This is a genomic window from Oerskovia sp. NPDC056781, assembly GCF_042789955.1.
GTDB classification, from domain to species: domain Bacteria; phylum Actinomycetota; class Actinomycetes; order Actinomycetales; family Cellulomonadaceae; genus Oerskovia; species Oerskovia rustica.
Genome location: NZ_JBHUAD010000086.1, coordinates 1 through 15076 on the forward strand (window position 1 = coordinate 1; position 15076 = coordinate 15076).

Annotated in this window: 15 protein-coding genes; 10 read left to right on the forward strand and 5 right to left on the reverse strand. The window is 73.9% G+C overall.

Going from position 1 to position 15076, the window contains the following annotated elements:
• Positions 1–78: 78 nt before the first annotated feature.
• Positions 79–1131, reverse strand: a complete 1053-nt coding sequence (locus tag ACFRCR_RS09550) for an LLM class F420-dependent oxidoreductase (protein WP_377677058.1) — start codon at positions 1129–1131, stop codon at positions 79–81.
• Between the two features lie 92 nt (positions 1132–1223).
• Between ACFRCR_RS09550 and ACFRCR_RS09555 the strand changes: the two genes are divergently transcribed.
• The 8 genes from ACFRCR_RS09555 (at position 1224) to ACFRCR_RS09590 (ending at position 9078) form a co-directional block, all read left to right on the forward strand.
• Complete coding sequence (locus ACFRCR_RS09555) at positions 1224–2879, forward strand: bifunctional ADP-dependent NAD(P)H-hydrate dehydratase/NAD(P)H-hydrate epimerase (RefSeq protein WP_377677060.1); 1656 nt, start codon at positions 1224–1226, stop codon at positions 2877–2879.
• A 69-nt stretch (positions 2880–2948) separates the two neighbouring features.
• Positions 2949–3662, forward strand: a complete 714-nt coding sequence (locus tag ACFRCR_RS09560) for a nucleoside/nucleotide kinase family protein (protein WP_377677062.1) — start codon at positions 2949–2951, stop codon at positions 3660–3662.
• A gap of 54 nt (positions 3663–3716) precedes the next feature.
• The gene (locus ACFRCR_RS09565; RefSeq protein ID WP_377677064.1) at positions 3717–4715 is read left to right on the forward strand and encodes a pseudouridine synthase; all 999 of its coding nucleotides are present in this window, start codon (positions 3717–3719) and stop codon (positions 4713–4715) included.
• Positions 4716–4974: 259 nt separating this feature from the next.
• On the forward strand, positions 4975–6294 hold the full coding sequence (alr, locus tag ACFRCR_RS09570; RefSeq protein ID WP_377677080.1) for an alanine racemase: 1320 nt from the start codon (positions 4975–4977) through the stop codon (positions 6292–6294).
• Entirely contained in the window at positions 6291–6941 is a 651-nt protein-coding gene (gene tsaE, locus ACFRCR_RS09575) for a tRNA (adenosine(37)-N6)-threonylcarbamoyltransferase complex ATPase subunit type 1 TsaE (protein ID WP_377677065.1), read from the forward strand. The genes alr and tsaE overlap by 4 nt, the downstream gene beginning before the upstream one ends.
• A 9-nt stretch (positions 6942–6950) precedes the next feature.
• Entirely contained in the window at positions 6951–7682 is a 732-nt protein-coding gene (gene tsaB, locus ACFRCR_RS09580; RefSeq protein WP_377677067.1) for a tRNA (adenosine(37)-N6)-threonylcarbamoyltransferase complex dimerization subunit type 1 TsaB, read from the forward strand.
• Positions 7679–8227 (forward strand): ribosomal protein S18-alanine N-acetyltransferase, encoded by a 549-nt coding sequence (gene rimI, locus ACFRCR_RS09585; RefSeq protein ID WP_377677069.1) that lies wholly within the window; start codon positions 7679–7681, stop codon positions 8225–8227. The genes tsaB and rimI overlap by 4 nt, the downstream gene beginning before the upstream one ends.
• Entirely contained in the window at positions 8224–9078 is an 855-nt protein-coding gene (locus ACFRCR_RS09590) for a sulfurtransferase (protein ID WP_377677071.1), read from the forward strand. Before rimI ends, ACFRCR_RS09590 begins: the two co-directional genes overlap by 4 nt.
• A gap of 104 nt (positions 9079–9182) precedes the next feature.
• On the opposite strand, the gene ACFRCR_RS09595 is transcribed toward ACFRCR_RS09590, so the two are convergent.
• A complete protein-coding gene (locus ACFRCR_RS09595) occupies positions 9183–9824 on the reverse strand; it encodes a malonic semialdehyde reductase (RefSeq protein WP_377677073.1) in 642 nt (213 codons plus the stop codon).
• Positions 9825–9992: 168 nt separating this feature from the next.
• On the opposite strand from ACFRCR_RS09595, the gene tsaD reads away from it, so the two are divergent.
• The gene (tsaD, locus tag ACFRCR_RS09600; RefSeq protein WP_377677075.1) at positions 9993–11063 is read left to right on the forward strand and encodes a tRNA (adenosine(37)-N6)-threonylcarbamoyltransferase complex transferase subunit TsaD; all 1071 of its coding nucleotides are present in this window, start codon (positions 9993–9995) and stop codon (positions 11061–11063) included.
• A gap of 102 nt (positions 11064–11165) precedes the next feature.
• Here the strand turns inward: tsaD and ACFRCR_RS09605 are convergent, their stop codons facing one another.
• From ACFRCR_RS09605 to ACFRCR_RS09615, 3 genes are all read right to left on the reverse strand, one after another.
• Entirely contained in the window at positions 11166–11915 is a 750-nt protein-coding gene (locus ACFRCR_RS09605; protein WP_377677077.1) for a class I SAM-dependent methyltransferase, read from the reverse strand.
• A 144-nt stretch (positions 11916–12059) separates the two neighbouring features.
• A complete protein-coding gene (locus ACFRCR_RS09610; RefSeq protein WP_138825488.1) occupies positions 12060–13196 on the reverse strand; it encodes a glutamate--cysteine ligase in 1137 nt (378 codons plus the stop codon).
• A 3-nt stretch (positions 13197–13199) separates the two neighbouring features.
• Positions 13200–14498, reverse strand: a complete 1299-nt coding sequence (locus ACFRCR_RS09615; protein WP_377677079.1) for an SAM-dependent methyltransferase — start codon at positions 14496–14498, stop codon at positions 13200–13202.
• Positions 14499–14701: 203 nt separating this feature from the next.
• Between ACFRCR_RS09615 and groES the strand changes: the two genes are divergently transcribed.
• On the forward strand, positions 14702–14998 hold the full coding sequence (groES, locus tag ACFRCR_RS09620) for a co-chaperone GroES (RefSeq protein WP_030151887.1): 297 nt from the start codon (positions 14702–14704) through the stop codon (positions 14996–14998).
• Positions 14999–15076: the final 78 nt, after the last annotated feature.

Here is a 15076-nt window from a genome sequence, read left to right on the forward strand (position 1 = left end):
GTCGCGCACCGCGTCGAGACGAACGCCGACCGCATGCTCGGCACCGGGACCGCCCGCCGGGACAGGCCCGGGGGCGGTTCAGCCCTGCAGGGCCGGGATCACCTCGCGCTCGAACAGCTCGATGCCGGTGCGGTCGTACGCGGCCTCGGCGAAGTACGTGATCGCGTACGTCATGCCCGCGCCCTCGAGCTTCTGCAGGTTCTCGACGATCTGCTCGGGCGTGCCGACGAGCGGTCCCGAGCGGAAGTCGGCCACGGTCTCCTCGGCCTTCGCCGGGACGGTCTTGGCGTAGTGCTCGCCGATCCACCGCAGGCGGTCCTCGACGTCGGCCTCGGTGGCCCCGATCACCACGTTGTAGTTGGACGAGCGCGTGATCTCGTCGAACGGGCGCCCGATCGCCTCGCAGTGCCCGCGCAGCACCTCCGACTTGTGCGTGAAACCCTCGAGCCGGCCGTCGAAGTTCGTGTACTGCGCGTGCTGGGCCGCGATGCGCAGCGTCTTCTTCTCGCCGCCGCCCGCGATCCACAGCGGGATGCTCGGTGCGCTGGCGCCCTCCGGTCCCACGCCGTCGAGGACCTGGAGCGGCTGCGGGTGGCACAGCGCGCCGTCGACCTGGAAGTACGTGCCGTCGAGCGTCGCCGAGCCCGTGCGCCACATCTGCTCCATGACCTGCACGCCCTCGTCGAGCGCCCCCAGGCGCGCACCGGCTCCCGGGAAGCCGTAGCCGTACGCACGCCACTCGTGCTCGTACCAGCCGGCGCCGATGCCCATCTCGGTGCGGCCACCGCTCACGATGTCGACGGTCGCCGCGACCTTCGCGAGGTAGGCGGGGTTGCGGTACGCGATGCACGTGCACATCTGGCCCAGGCGCACGCGCTCGGTCGAGGCGGCGAACGCGGCCATGAGCGTCCACGCCTCGTGCGTGGCCTCGCCCGTGGGTTCGGGCACGGTGTGGAAGTGGTCGTAGACCCACGCCGACTCCCACGCGTGGCGCGCGCCCGGGAGGCGCTCGCCGGCCAGCGCGGTGTCCGCGTGGCGCGCGAGGGAGCGCATGGTCTCCCACTGCTCGGAAGGGTCGATGCCGACGAGGTCCTGACGCCAGCCTTGCGGGATGAAGAGTCCGAATCGCATGGTCGCCAATCTAGCCCGGCGGGTCGGGGGTGCGTCGCGCCGGGTGCGACGGTGGCCCGGCGGGGAGCGTGGCAGCGGGGCAGGATGGGCCCATGATCGAAGCGTTCACCGCCGCCCAGGTCCGTGCCGCCGAGGAGCCGCTGCTCGCCCGCGGGGTCCCGCTCATGGAGCGCGCTGCGTTCGCGCTCGCTACGGTCGTGGCGCAGGACCTTCGGCGAGACCCGCGCGGGAGGACGCCCGACGGCGCCGCGCGGCCTCGGCGCGTGACCGGCCGACGGGCGGTGCTCCTCGTGGGGTCAGGCAACAACGGTGGCGACGCGCTGTTCGCGGGGGCGTACCTGGCCCGGCGCGGCGTCGCGGTCGAGGCGGTGTGCACGAGCGAGCATCCGCACGCCGAGGGGTCGGCCGCGCTGCGTCGCGCGGGCGGGCGGGTGATCGACCTCGCGGGAGGGCGCGCGCCCTGGTCGCAGGTCGTCGACTCGGTCCTCGGGGCCGACGTGGTCGTCGACGGACTCGTCGGGATCGGTGCGACCGGGGCTCTGCGAGGCGTGGCCGGGGAGCTGGTCACGGCGCTCGCGGGCGAGCGGTCGCGGCGGTCTCCGGGCCGCGCCGGGTCCGGGTCGGGCCCCTGGGTCGTCGCGGTGGACGCCCCGAGCGGCATCGGCGTCGACGACGGCTCGGTCCCCGGGCCCGTCCTGAGCGCCGACCGGACGGTCACGTTCGGCGCGCTCAAGCCCGGTCTGCTGCTGCCCCCGGCGACGCATCTCGCCGGGGCCGTGACGCTCGTCGACGTCGGGCTGGCGGACGTGGGCGGCGCGGCGGGACCGCGGGTGCGGCGCCTCGAGCGCGCGGACGTCGCCCGGCTGTGGCCCGTCCCGGGGCCGACGGACCAGAAGTACACGCGCGGTGTCCTGGGCGTCGTCGCGGGCACGCCCACGTTCCCGGGGGCCGCGGTCCTGGCCGTGACGGCGGCGGTCCGCGCGGGCGCGGGCATGGTGCGCTACCGCGGGCCCGACGACGTCGCTCACGTCGTCGTCTCGGCGCGCCCCGAGGCAGTGCCGGCGGAGGGCAGGGTGCAGGCCTGGGCGCTCGGTTCGGGGGTCCCGGCGGCCGAGGAGCGGCCGACCGCGCGGGAAGGCGGCGGGGACGGGGGCGGCGGGCGGAGCGCGGATGGCGGGCAGCACGAACGGATCCGGTACGCGCTCGCGGTCGCGTGCGGGCTGCTCTCCGAGGACGTCACCGGACCGAGGGTCCCCGCGGTGGTCGACGCCGGAGCCCTGTCGTCGCTCCCGGACCGTTGCCCGCCGTCGGTCGTCCTGACGCCGCACGCGGGGGAGCTCGCGACCCTTCTGAGCGCGCGGGGCGAGGACGTCGACCGCCAGGAGGTCGAGGCGGAGCCGTTGCGCTGGGCGCGCAGGGCGCACGACCTCACGGGCGCGACCGTGCTGCTCAAGGGTGCGGCGACGGTGGTCGTCGGCCCGGACGGGACGTGGTCGCAGGCCGACGGACCCTCGTGGCTCGCGACGGCCGGGGCAGGAGACGTCCTCACGGGCCTTCTGGGTGCCCTGCTGGCGGCGTACGGCGAGCGCGTGGTGCAGGAGCCCGGGCTGGCGGCAGAGCTCGCTGCTGCGGCTGCTACGGTCCACGGGTGGGCGGGCGCCGGGGCGAACCCCGGTGGGCCGGTCGCGGCCCTGGACGTGGCCGAGGCGCTGCCGGGAGTGCTCGCGAACCTGCTCCGCCGAGGGTGACGCGCAACCTTGCCGAGGGTGACGCGCCTGCCCGCCGAGGGTGACGAGACGAGAGACCGAGGGTGACGCGTGCAGATCGAGGGTGGCCAGGTCCTGGTCGAGGGTGACGTCACGGCGGACCTCGTGGCGCGGTGCCGATCACTCGTCGACACGGCCCGGCGCGAGCAGGGGACGGGCGGTCCCACGCGGGTGCTCGTCGGGATCGTGGGTGCGCCGGGAGCCGGCAAGTCGACGCTCTCCGGCGAGGTCCTCGCGTCGCTCGCCCACCCGGTCTCCGAGGGCGCCGCGGTGCGCGCCGTCGTCGTGCCGATGGACGGGTTCCACCTCGCCGACGCCGAGCTCGGGCGACTGCGGCGCCGCGACCGGAAGGGCGCGCCGGACACGTTCGACGCGCACGGCTACGTGGCGCTCCTCGAACGGCTCCGGTCGCCGCACCCGGGAGTCACGGTCTACGCCCCGGCGTTCGACCGGGATCTCGAGGACCCCGTCGCCGGGTCGATCCCCGTCGCGCCCGACGTCGAGCTCGTGCTGACCGAGGGCAACTACCTGCTGCTCGGCGAGGGCCACGACGAGGGGCGCTGGGACGCGGTACGCGGACTCCTCGACGAGGTGTGGTTCGTGGAGCTTCCCGACGAGACCCGGATCGAGCGGCTCGTGGCCCGTCACGTCCGTCACGGCAGGTCGCCCGCCGCCGCGCGCGACTGGGTGCTCGGCTCCGACGAGACCAACGCCCGGCTGGTGGCCTCGACGCGGGACCGGGCCGACGTCGTCGTGCATCCCTGAGCGCCGGCCCCACCCGGCGCGGACGCTTTGCGGGCAACGGCTACCGTGGTGGCCGTGCCCACCCCGACGACCCCCCACGTCCCGCCGCGCCGCCGTCGGATCCCGTTCCAGCCGCTGCCCGTGCGGGACGGGCTCAACGCGACGCGCGTCGTCCTGCCGGAGAACGGCGACGGCAGCGAGGGGTCGCCCCGCTGGGAGACCGTCCTCGATCACCTGGTCCACCGCTTCCCCGACGACGAGCCGCGCCTGCGCGAGAAGGTCGCCGCAGGCGAGGTCGTCGACCACCTGGGGCGGCCGGTGACCGCGGAGACCGCTTACGCGCAGCACGCGCGCGTGTTCCTCTACCGGGACCCACCCGTCGAGACGCGCGTACCTTTCGAGATCGAGATCCTGTACCAGGACGACGACCTGGTCGTCGTCGACAAGCCGCACTTCCTCGCGAGCATCCCGCGAGGGGCGTTCATCGCGGAGTCGGCGCTCGTGCGCCTGCGCCGGGACCTGGAGCTGCCCGAGCTCTCGCCCGCCCACCGCCTCGACCGCGTGACCGGCGGGGTCCTCGTGCTGACCGTACGACCCGAGGTCCGCGGCCCGTACCAGACGCTCTTCGCCGAGCGGCGCGTGACCAAGGTCTACGAGGCCGTCGCGGGCGTCGACCCGACGCTCGACCTGCCGCGCGTCGTGCGCAGCCGCATCCACAAGGAGCGCGGCGTCATGCGTGCCTTCGAGGTGCCGGGCGAGCCGAACTCCGAGAGCCTCGTCGAGCTCGTGGACACCCGGGAGGTCGCGGCCGGGTCGGCTCAGGGAGAACCCAGCACGCTCGGCCTCTACCGCCTGACGCCGCACACCGGCAAGACCCACCAGCTCCGGCTGCACATGAACTCGCTCGGTCTGCCGATCCTGCACGACAACTTCTACCCGACGTTCTACGACGTGCGCCCCGACGACTTCAGCCGCCCGCTCCAGCTCGTCTCGCGCTCGATCGAGTTCGTCGACCCGCTCAGCGGGAAGCAGCGGCGGTTCGAGACGACCCGCCCCCTGCAGGAGTGGTCCTAGCCCCGACGGCGTCACCGTCGGCGGGCAGGTACGTCACCTTCGGCGGGTGCGCGCGTCACCGTCGGCGGGCAGGTACGTCACCTTCGGCGGGTGCCTACGTCACCTCGGCGCGTGCCACCGCAGGCGGGTGAAGGAACCGGTGAGAGAATCGGTGACCGTGAGCCCCTTCAGCGACCCCAGGCACGGATCCGCGGACGACTTCACCCCACTCACGGCGGCCGGTACCCCGCACCCCGCCGACTACTTCCCTGCGCGTGCGGTGATCGACCTGGGCGCGATCCGCTCGAACGTCGAGGCGCTCGCGTCCCGCGCGAGCACCGCGCAGGTCATGGCCGTCGTCAAGGCCGACGCGTACGGTCACGGTCTGCTGCCGAGCGCCCGCGCGGCGCTCGCGGGCGGCGCGACGTGGCTCGGCACGGCCCAGGTCTCCGAGGCGCTCGCGCTGCGTGCCGCGGGCATCGGACCGGACCAGGCGCGGGTCCTCACGTGGCTCTACGCGCCGGGCGCTCCGCTCCGGGCTCTGGTCGAGGCCGAGATCGACGTCTCGGTCGCCTCGGTGTGGGCCGTCGAGGAGGTCGCCGACGCGGCCCGTGCGGCCGGGCGCCCGGCCCGCGTGCACCTCAAGATCGACACGGGCCTGGGACGCAACGGGATCATGCCGGACCAGCTCCCGGCAGCGCTCGACGCGGCGCGGCGGGCCGAGTCGGAGGGCGTGCTGAGCGTCGTCGGGATCTGGTCGCACTTCGCGTTCGCGGACGAGCCGGAGCACCCGACCGTCCTGCACCAGGTCGAGGTCTTCGACGAGGCGGTCCGCACGGCCGAGGGCGCGGGCGCCCGGTTCGAGGTGCGCCACCTCGCGAACTCCGCGGCGACCCTGACGAACCCGAGCGTGCACTACGACCTCGTGCGTCCGGGTCTCGCGGTCTACGGCCTGTCGCCGGTCCCGCAGCTCGGGACGCCTGACGACTTCGGTCTGATCCCGGCCATGACGCTCGAGGCCGAGCTCGCGACGGTCAAGCGCGTCCCGGAGGGCCAGGGCGTGTCGTACGCGCACGCCTACACGACGTCGCAGGCGACGGTCCTCGGTGTGGTGCCCCTGGGGTACGCGGACGGCATCCCGCGGCACGCGTCGGGCGCCCTGCCCGACCGTCCGGGGGGGCCGGTGCTGGTCGGCGGCCCGGTCGACGAGGCGGGCGGGATCGACGGCACGGGCCGCGTGCTGCACGTCGCGGGGCGGGTGTGCATGGACCAGTTCGTGCTGGACCTGGGCCCGTACGCCGCGGAGCAGGCGGGCGACGTCGTGACGCTCTTCGGTCCCGGCGCGGGCCTCGCGCGCGGAGGCGCCCCGACCGCGGAGGACTGGGCGCTGGCCGCCGGGACCATCAGCTACGAGATCACGACGCGCCTGGGCGCGCGCGTCCCGCGCGTCTACCGGGACGGCAGCGCCCCGGGCCCGACGGCGGAGCTCACCTCGGGCGGTGACGCCCCCCTCGGGCGGCCCGCCCCGGCGCGGGCGGACCGCGCACAGGACCACACGCTGCGTGACCGCACGCACGACGACCAGGAGTGGCTGTCATGACCGATCTGACCTTCGACCTGCCCGACGCGGACGCGACCCGCGCGTTCGGTCTGGCCCTGGCGCGCGAGCTGCGCGCGGGCGACCTCGTGATGCTCACGGGCGACCTGGGCGCGGGCAAGACGACCCTGACCCAGGGCATCGGGACGGGGCTGGGGGTGCGCGGCCAGGTCGCGTCGCCGACCTTCATCATCGCGCGGGTCCACCCGCCGCTCGCGGACGGCCCGTACCTGGTCCACGTCGACGCCTACCGGCTCGGCTCGCTCGACGAGGTCGAGGCCCTCGACCTCGATGCGAGCCTCGACGAGTCGGTCACGGTCGTCGAGTGGGGGCAGGACCTCGTGGAGTCGCTCGCGGAGGACCGCCTGGAGATCACGATCGAGCGTCCGCGGGGCGGCGTCGACACGTCTGCCACGGCCGGGACGTCCAGGCCCGGCGAGACCGACGACCCGGACGACGAGCCCGAGTCGCCCGAGGCCGGCGTCCGGCACGTGACCGTGCGAGCCCTGGGCGACCGGTGGGCCGAGGTCGCCCGTCTCGCCGACGGGCTGCGTGCGGCGGTCGAGGCCGCTGCGGAGCACGCCGCGGCGGACCCGGCCGCCGGAGGCTCGGCCCAGGACCTGGCCACGAACCGGTCCGCGGAAAAGTAGGCTGGGACCGTGGCAGTTCTCGCGCTCGATACGTCAGCCGCCGTCGCGGTCGCCCTCGTCGGGGACGGCGGTGAACGGCTCGCTGTGCGCTCGGCGGACGAGCGCCGTCGGCACGCCGAGACCCTGGCCCCGCTGATCAGCGAGGTGCTCGCCGAGGCCGGGGTGGACCGCACCGCGCTGACGGCGGTCGTCGCGGGCACCGGGCCCGCTCCCTTCACGGGCCTGCGGGTCGGGCTGGTCACGGCGCGCACGCTCGCGCTGTCGCTCGGCATCCCGGCGTTCGGCGTCTCGGGGCTCGACGCGATCGCGGCGCAGGCCGTGAGCGACCTGGGGCTGACCACGGGCGAGGAGGTCCTCGCGACGGCCGACGCGCGTCGGCGTGAGGTCTACTGGGCGCGCTACCGCGTCGTGGCGCACGAGGGTCCGCACGCGACGCCGGTGGTCGAGCTCGTCGCCGGACCGGACGTGGGTCCGGCCGCGGGGCTGGCCGACCAGGTGGAGGGCGCCGTGGTCGTGGGCGAGGGGGCTGCGCTCTACCCCGACCACCTGCCGCTCGCCGAGGACGCCCCGCTCGTTCCCGACGCGGTCGTGCTGGCGCGGCTCGCGATCGCGCGACGCGACGCGGGCGACGAGCAGCCCACCGAGCCGCTGTACCTGCGCCGCCCCGACGTCCAGGAGCCCGCGGCCCGCAAGCGCGCGACCGACGCGCCCCCGGCGGACCGGAAGGCGAGCGGGGCGTGAGCGCGCACTACGAGGTCAAGCTGCGGCCGCTGCGCGCGGCGGACCTGCCGCGCGTCGTGCGTCTGGAGCAGGAGCTGTTCGGCCCGAGCGCCTGGACGTACGGGATGCTGGCCGAGGAGCTCGGCGCGCTGGGCCGCTGGTACGTCGCGGCCGAGCCCGTCCGGATCTACGCGGCCGGTCCGCAGGACCTCGTGGGCTACGCGGGGCTGTGGTTCGACGGTGACGTCACGCAGGTCATGACGATCGGCGTGGACCCGCAGTACCACCACCTCGGCATCGGGTCGGTGCTCCTGACGGCGCTGATCGACCGTTCTCGCCAGGTCGGTGCGAGCGCTGTCCTGCTGGAGGTCGCGGTCGACAACGACGCGGCGCTGGCCATGTACGGCAAGTTCGGGTTCGAGCAGCTCGGTATCCGCAAGCGGTACTACCAGCCCGAGGACGTCGACGCCTACACCATGCGCCTCGAGCTGACCGACGACTCCGCCGCGCCTGTCCCTACGGGCAGCGAGAACGACGTTCTGCCCGACGAGCCGGGCGTCGCATGAGCGCTCGGGACGCGGTGCTCGTCTCGGCGCGGGCACTGCGCGACGAGCTCGCCGCGGGCACGGGGGACCTGGTCCTGCTCGACGTCCGCTGGGCGCTCGGTGTGACCGACGGCCACGAGCAGTACCTCGCCGGGCACCTGCCGGGTGCGGTGTTCGTGGACCTCGAGACCGAGCTCGCGGCGCCACCGTCGCCCGCGCGAGGTCGTCACCCGCTGCCGGACCTCGCCGACCTCCAGGCGGCGGCTCGTCGCTGGGGCGTACGCGCGGGCTCACGCGTGGTCGCGTACGACGCCGTGGGTGCCACGTCGGCCGCGCGCGCCTGGTGGCTGCTGCGCTGGGCCGGTCTCGCGGACGTCCGCCTGCTCGACGGTGGCCTGGGCGCATGGACCGACGCGGGCCTCGCCCTCGACACGGGCGAGGTGCTGCCGGTCCCGGGCGACGTCGTGCTGTCCCAGGGCGAGCTCCCCACGCTCACGCCCGACGACGCGGCGCACCTGGCGGCGTCGGGCGACGGACTGCTCCTGGACGCCCGGGCGGGCGAACGCTTCCGGGGCGAGGTCGAGCCCGTGGACCCACGTGCGGGGCACGTGCCGGGCGCGGTGAGCGCTCCGACGACCGGAAACCTGGGTCCCGACGGGCGCTTCCTCGACGAGGCGGGTCTGCGCGAGCGCTTCGCGGGACTGGGCCTCGAGGGTGACTCGAGTCAGGTCGGCGTGTACTGCGGCTCGGGCGTCACGGCCGCGCACGAGGTCGCGGCCCTCGCGACGCTCGGGGTCGACGCCGCGCTGTACGCGGGGTCGTGGTCGCAGTGGTCGAACGACGAGACCCGCCCGGTGGCCACGGGGGCCTGACCGGACGGGTCTGCGGGTCGGTTCGGGGCGGGCGGGGCGTCGGAGCACGGGTGACGCCGTGCCGCGCGGAGCCCGGGGTGCTCAGCGCCTTCGGCGCTGCGACCTCAGAGGGTCTGCGACGCCTGGTCGAACGTGAGGCGAGTCTGGCGCGGGTACGTCGCGCCCTCGCCGGCCGGGGTCCCGACGTTGATGACCACGAGCGACTTCCAGCCGTTCGCGCCGAAGAACTCTGCGTCGATGCCCGCGGCGTCGAACCCGCCCATGGGGCCGACGTGCAGACCGGCAGCGCGCAGGCCCACGATGAAGTAGCCGACCTGGATCAGCGCGGACGTGCGGGACATGCCCACGCGGGTCTCGACGCCGGCCGCCTCGAAGTTCTCCTTGGCGCCCTCCATGTGCGGGGCGAGGACCGGGAGGTACTCGTGGAAGTTGGTGTCGGCCGCGGCGACGATGGTGAGCGGCGCGGCGAGGGTCTTGGCCTTGTTGCCGTCGGCCATGTGCTCGACGAGACGAGCACGGGCCGCGGGGTCGCGGACCACGAGGAGCCGCAGCGGCACGGTGTTCATGGCGGTCGGGCCCCAGCGGACCAGGTCGTAGGCGGCCTGGATCTTCTCGTCGGGCACCGCCTCGTCCTCGAAGGCGTGCACGGTCCGAGCCTCGCGGAACAGGAGGTCGGCGGTCGAGGCGTCGATCTCGAGCAGGTCGTCGAAGGCGGCGTCGATGGGGGTGAAGGTCTCGGTGCTCATGCCTCGGTCAACAGTTGAAGGATCAATCACTCTTCCCGGTCGAGGCCGTGACGTGCGACACATCCGATCCCGGGCGCTCTCGCCCCGGGGGCTGGTCACGGCCCCGCCTCGCCGGGCCGGCGTCGCGGCGCGCACGACGACCGCCGCCACGCGACTACCCTGGGAACCATGGTTTCTGGCGGTTCCTCTGACACCCTCGGCGCGCCCCTGGTCCTCGGGATCGAGTCGTCCTGCGACGAGACGGGCGTCGCGCTCGTGCGCGGACGCGAGCTCCTCGTCGACGCGGTCGCGAGCTCGATGGACGAGCACGCCCGCTACGGCGGCATCATCCCCGAGGTCGCCTCGCGCGCCCACCTCGAGGCGATGATCCCCACGATCCAGCGCGCGCTGGGCGAGGCCGACGTCGACCTGTCCGAGATCGACGCGATCGCCGTGACGGCCGGGCCCGGCCTCGTGGGCCCGCTCACGATCGGCGCCTCGGCCGCCAAGGCCCTGTCGATCGGCCTGAACAAGCCGCTCTACGGCGTCAACCACGTGATCGGCCACGCCGCCGTGGACGAGCTCGTCCACGGCGAGTTCCCCGAGCGCGTCATGGCGCTCGTAGTCTCGGGCGGGCACTCGTCGCTGCTCCTGGTCGACGACATCGCGACGGACGTGACCGAGCTCGGCTCGACGCTCGACGACGCCGCGGGCGAGGCCTTCGACAAGGTCGGCCGCCTCCTCGGCCTGCCGTACCCGGGCGGCCCGCACATCGACCGCCTCGCGCGCGAGGGCGACCCGACCGCGATCCGGTTCCCGCGCGGCCTCACGGCCCGCAAGGACCAGGAGAAGCACGCGTACGACTTCTCGTTCTCAGGGCTCAAGACCGCGGTGGCGCGGTGGGTCGAGGCCCGGGTCGACGGCGGCCTCGAGGTGCCCCTCAACGACGTCGCGGCCTCGTTCGCCGAGGCCGTCGCCGACGTCCTCACGGCCAAGACCATCGCGGCCTGCCAGCGGCACGGCGTCGAGACCCTCGTGGTCGGCGGAGGCTTCAGCGCGAACTCCCAGCTGCGCGACATGGCCGCAGAGCGCTGCGCCGAGGCCGGCATCGACCTGCGCATCCCGCCGATCCGCTACTGCACCGACAACGGCGCGATGATCGCCGCGCTCGGGTCCGCCGTCGTACGGGCCGGTGTGGCGCCGTCGGGCCTGGACATCCCCGTCGACTCCTCGATGCCGCTCACGACCGTCTCGGTCTGAGCCGGGACCTGCCCCCGACGAGAACGGGATCGAGGTCGCCATCTCCTCGATGACGACCCCGTTCCCGTTCTCGTCGCGCTGCCCGCTGACGCGTGCCGCGCCTCAGCGGGCCGGGCGCAGCAGGAACGTGAACTCGTCGGCGTCCGTCGCGGCGTGGTGCCCGTCCTCGTCCTGGACGGCGACCGTCTCCAGGCCCGCCGCCGTGGCGAGCGCCCGGAACCCGTCCTGCGTGTACCAGTGGATCGTCCAGAGCCGCTCCTCGACCGTGCTCGCGCCGTCGAGGACCCGCTCGTAGCGCAGCGCGCTGCGCTGGGTCCGCGTGCCCTCGTCGCGCTCCTCGGCCACGACCGCGACCCGCAGGACGGCGCCGTCCTCTCGCGTCGTCTCGCGGGAGACGCCCACCGCGTCGGGGGGAGTGGGCGACGGGACGAACAGCGGGACCAGGGCGGTCCCGTCGTCGGTCAGGTGGGACCGGATGCCGCGTAGCGCCGCGAGGGCCGTGTCGTCGTCGGGCAGGAGGCAGAACGTGGGCCCCGCGAGGAAGACCGAGCGGTACGTGTGCGGAAGGTCGAGGGACTCCATGCGCTGGTGGTGGAGCGTCACGTCGAGCCCTTGGACGGCCGCGAGCTCGCGGCAGCGCTCGAGCATGTCGGCCGACGAGTCCACCCCCTCGACGTCCAGGCCCAGCGAGCGCAGGACCAGGAGCGGGTCCCCGTCGCCGCAGCCCAGCTCGAGGGCCGGTTCGCCCGAGTCGAGCACGAAGCGCGCATAACGCTCCGGGTCCTCGTAGCCCGACTTCAGGGGAGCGTAGAGCTCGGCGACGATGCCCGTGTAGAAGTCCGCAGGATCCATGCGTCCCATGGTCTCAGCAGGGGCAACGCAATTTCCGGACCGGCGCGCGGGGCGCGGCGGGACGGCCGGAGCCCCGGCACGGTCGGGCGGACCCGAGCGGGCGCCGTGGCGACCTGGGGTGCTCGCGCTCCGCCGTCGGGCACGTCAGAGCGGGCGGCCTGCCCGCATCTCCGCGACGAGCGCCCGCACGACGGCGTCGAGCTCGCCCCCGTTGCGCCGTGCCACGGCCCGCTGCCGCTGGTAGGAGGCGCCCCGGCGCAGGATGAGGCGCACGTCGTCGAGCTCGGCGAGGCACCCGAGGCGCGCGGCGACCGGTTCGAGCTCGACGAGCAGCTTGCTCACGGCCTCGGTCACGAGCTCCTCGTTGCCCGCGCGGTCGAGGATGATGATCGCGTCCATGCCGTAGCGCGCCGAGCGCCACTTGTTCTCCTGCGCGAACCACGCCGGGATCGTGGGGAGCTCCTTGCCCTCGTCGAGCAGCGTCGACAGGTGCTCGACCAGGCAGTGGTTGAGCGCGGCGAGCGCGAGGACCTCGGTCAGGTTGGTCGCGCCGTCGCAGATGCGCGTCTCGAGCGTCCCGAAGCGTGGGGACGGCCGCAGGTCCCAGCGGACCTCGTCGAACTGGTCGATCACGCCCGTGTGCATCATGTCGCCCACGTAGCCCTCGAGCTGCTCCCACGTCTCGAACTGGAAGCCCAGGCCCGCGGTCGGGAGCTGCTGGAACATGAGCGCACGGTTCGACGCGTAGCCCGTGTCCTTGCCGCCCCAGAACGGGGACGACGCCGAGAGCGACTGCAGGTGCGCGAAGTACCCGAGCATGGCGCGCGAGATGGGCAGCACCTTGGCGCGGTCCTCGATCCCGACGTGCACGTGCACGCCGTAGATGAGCATCTGCCGCCCCCACCACTGCGTACGGTCGATGAGGGTCGCGTAGCGCTCCTTGTCCGTGACCTTCTGCTGGGCCCAGCGCGCGAACGGGTGCGTGCCCGCGCTCATGAGCTCGACGCGCAGCGGGTCGGTCAGGACGCGGATCTCCTCGATCGCGGCCTCGAGGTCGCGGCCGGCGTCGCCGACCGTGCGGCACACGCCGCTCACGACCTCGACCGTGTTGAGGAGCAGCTCCTGGCGGATGTGCGGGTGCTGGGTCCCGTCGGTGGGCTCGACGGCGTCGAGCACGGTCTGGGCGACCTGGCGCAGGTCGCCCGAGTCCTTGTCGACGAGCGCGAGCTCCCACTCGATGCCGACGGACGAGCGCTCGGACCGGGCGAAGGGAAGGTGCACCGATCAGCCCCTTTCTCCAGGTGCGGGGGTGTCGAGGACGCTCGTGCCGTCGGGCCGGGTCAACGGCTCGACGACCAGGACCTGCTGCGATCCGCCGACCCGGGTCAGGACGACGGTCGCCTCCGCGGTACCGCGCAGGTCGAGCTGCTTGCGGAGCTGCTCCGGCACGACGGCCGTGCCCCGCTTCTTGATGGTCAGTCTCCCGACGCCCCGCTCCCGCAGGTACGCCTTGAGCTTCTTGAGGCTGAAGGGCATGACGTCCAGGACGCGGTACCCGGTGGCCGCATCGGCGCGGTCGGCGCTGCCGACCGCTGCGCGCGGCGCGGGGTGGTCCGTCGTGACGTACGCGATGGTCCGGTCCAGCAGCCGACCGCCGAGCTCCGCGGCGGCGTGGGCCACGAGCCCGGCCCGGATGATCGCGCCGTCGGGCTCGTACAGGTAGTGCCCGACGGCGCCGACGTCCGGCACGGGCTCGTCGTCGCCCTGGTCGTGGCGCAGGGTGCGCGACACGGTGCGGCGGTTGCCGTCCGCGTCGGTCGTGGTGCGCAGCACGAGGGCCGTGCGCCCGGGGCCGTCGGGGGCCAGTGGACCGAACCACAGCGCGGCCTCGACCACGTCGCCGTCGACCGAGACCCACTGGGTCTCCGCGTCGGTGGGCAGGCCCGCGTGCGGGATGCCAGGACCGACCTTGATCCCGACCGCGGGCACGACCGAGCGCAGCGCCCACACGTCGTCGAGCGGGGGAGCGTACGAGCGCGGGTCGAAGATACGGGTGCCCGAGCGCGTGCGCCGGGCCGGGTCGGCGAAGACACCGTCGACGCCCTCGGCGACGAGGTCGATGCTCAGGCCGTCGGCGTGGCGGACCTCGGCCTCCGGGAAGTGGCGCAGGTTGACCGTCGCGATCGAGGCCGTGACCTCGTCGATGTCGGTCGCGAGGACCTGGAGTCCGGTTCCGGCGAAGGTCATGGAGTCCGCACCGATGCCGCACGTCAGGTCGGCCACCTTGGTGACCCCCGCCGCGTGGTAGCGCCGCGCGTGGTGGGCCGCGACCACGAGCCGGGTCGCCTGCTCGAGGCCGTCCTGGGTGAAGAGCATGCCGTCGGCGAACGCGTCGAACTTGACGTGCGCCTTGGCGCGCAGGCGGGACTGGGTGAGGGCCGCCGCGGCGAGCTCGGGGTCGACGCCCTGGGCGCGCAGGCCGGTCGCGAGCACCATGGCCTGGCGCTCGTCGTAGGGCGGGAGCGCGCTGAGGAGCGACCATCCCGCCGGGCTGAGCAGCTTGGTCAGTGCCGACGCGTCCATGCGTCGATCTTTCCACGCCCGGTGCCCGTTGGCACTCGCCTTGACCGAGTGCTAATGCGGACCTAGATTGAGCGTAGGTCGTCCACACCCCCGGGTGAGGGCGACAAGAGCGACACCCGCCGGTCCGGCACCCGCGACGACGGACGGCAGGCAGCGCTCGACACCTACCCGTTGCAGTTCTCACAGCGAAACGGAGGTCCGACGTGTCGGTCCCCATCAAGCCGCTCGAGGACCGGATCGTCGTGAAGGCCCTCGAGGCCGAGACCACGACCGCATCCGGCCTGGTCATTCCGGACACCGCCAAGGAGAAGCCCCAGGAGGGCGAGGTCCTGGCCGTTGGTCCGGGTCGTATCGACGACAACGGCAACCGCGTCCCGCTGGACGTCGTCGTCGGCGACAAGGTCATCTACAGCAAGTACGGCGGCACCGAGGTCAAGTACGGGGGCCAGGAGTACCTGGTGCTCTCCGCGCGCGACATCCTCGCCGTGGTCGTCTCCTGATCTTCTGATCACGGGCTGACGTCCAGCAGCTCTGCTGGTGACGAAGGGCCCCGCAACCTCTGGGTCTGTCTCTTATAC

Bases quoted from the DNA above. Each gene is read 5' to 3' on its own strand.
- ACFRCR_RS09550 (WP_377677058.1), bottom strand. From the start codon at position 1,131: ATGCGATTCGGACTCTTCATCCCGCAAGGCTGGCGTCAGGACCTCGTC.
- ACFRCR_RS09555 (WP_377677060.1), top strand. From the start codon at position 1,224: ATGATCGAAGCGTTCACCGCCGCCCAGGTCCGTGCCGCCGAGGAGCCG.
- tsaE (WP_377677065.1), top strand. From the start codon at position 6,291: ATGACCGATCTGACCTTCGACCTGCCCGACGCGGACGCGACCCGCGCG.
- ACFRCR_RS09590 (WP_377677071.1), top strand. From the start codon at position 8,224: ATGAGCGCTCGGGACGCGGTGCTCGTCTCGGCGCGGGCACTGCGCGAC.
- ACFRCR_RS09595 (WP_377677073.1), bottom strand. From the start codon at position 9,824: ATGAGCACCGAGACCTTCACCCCCATCGACGCCGCCTTCGACGACCTG.
- tsaD (WP_377677075.1), top strand. From the start codon at position 9,993: ATGGTTTCTGGCGGTTCCTCTGACACCCTCGGCGCGCCCCTGGTCCTC.
- ACFRCR_RS09605 (WP_377677077.1), bottom strand. From the start codon at position 11,915: ATGGATCCTGCGGACTTCTACACGGGCATCGTCGCCGAGCTCTACGCT.
- ACFRCR_RS09615 (WP_377677079.1), bottom strand. From the start codon at position 14,498: ATGGACGCGTCGGCACTGACCAAGCTGCTCAGCCCGGCGGGATGGTCG.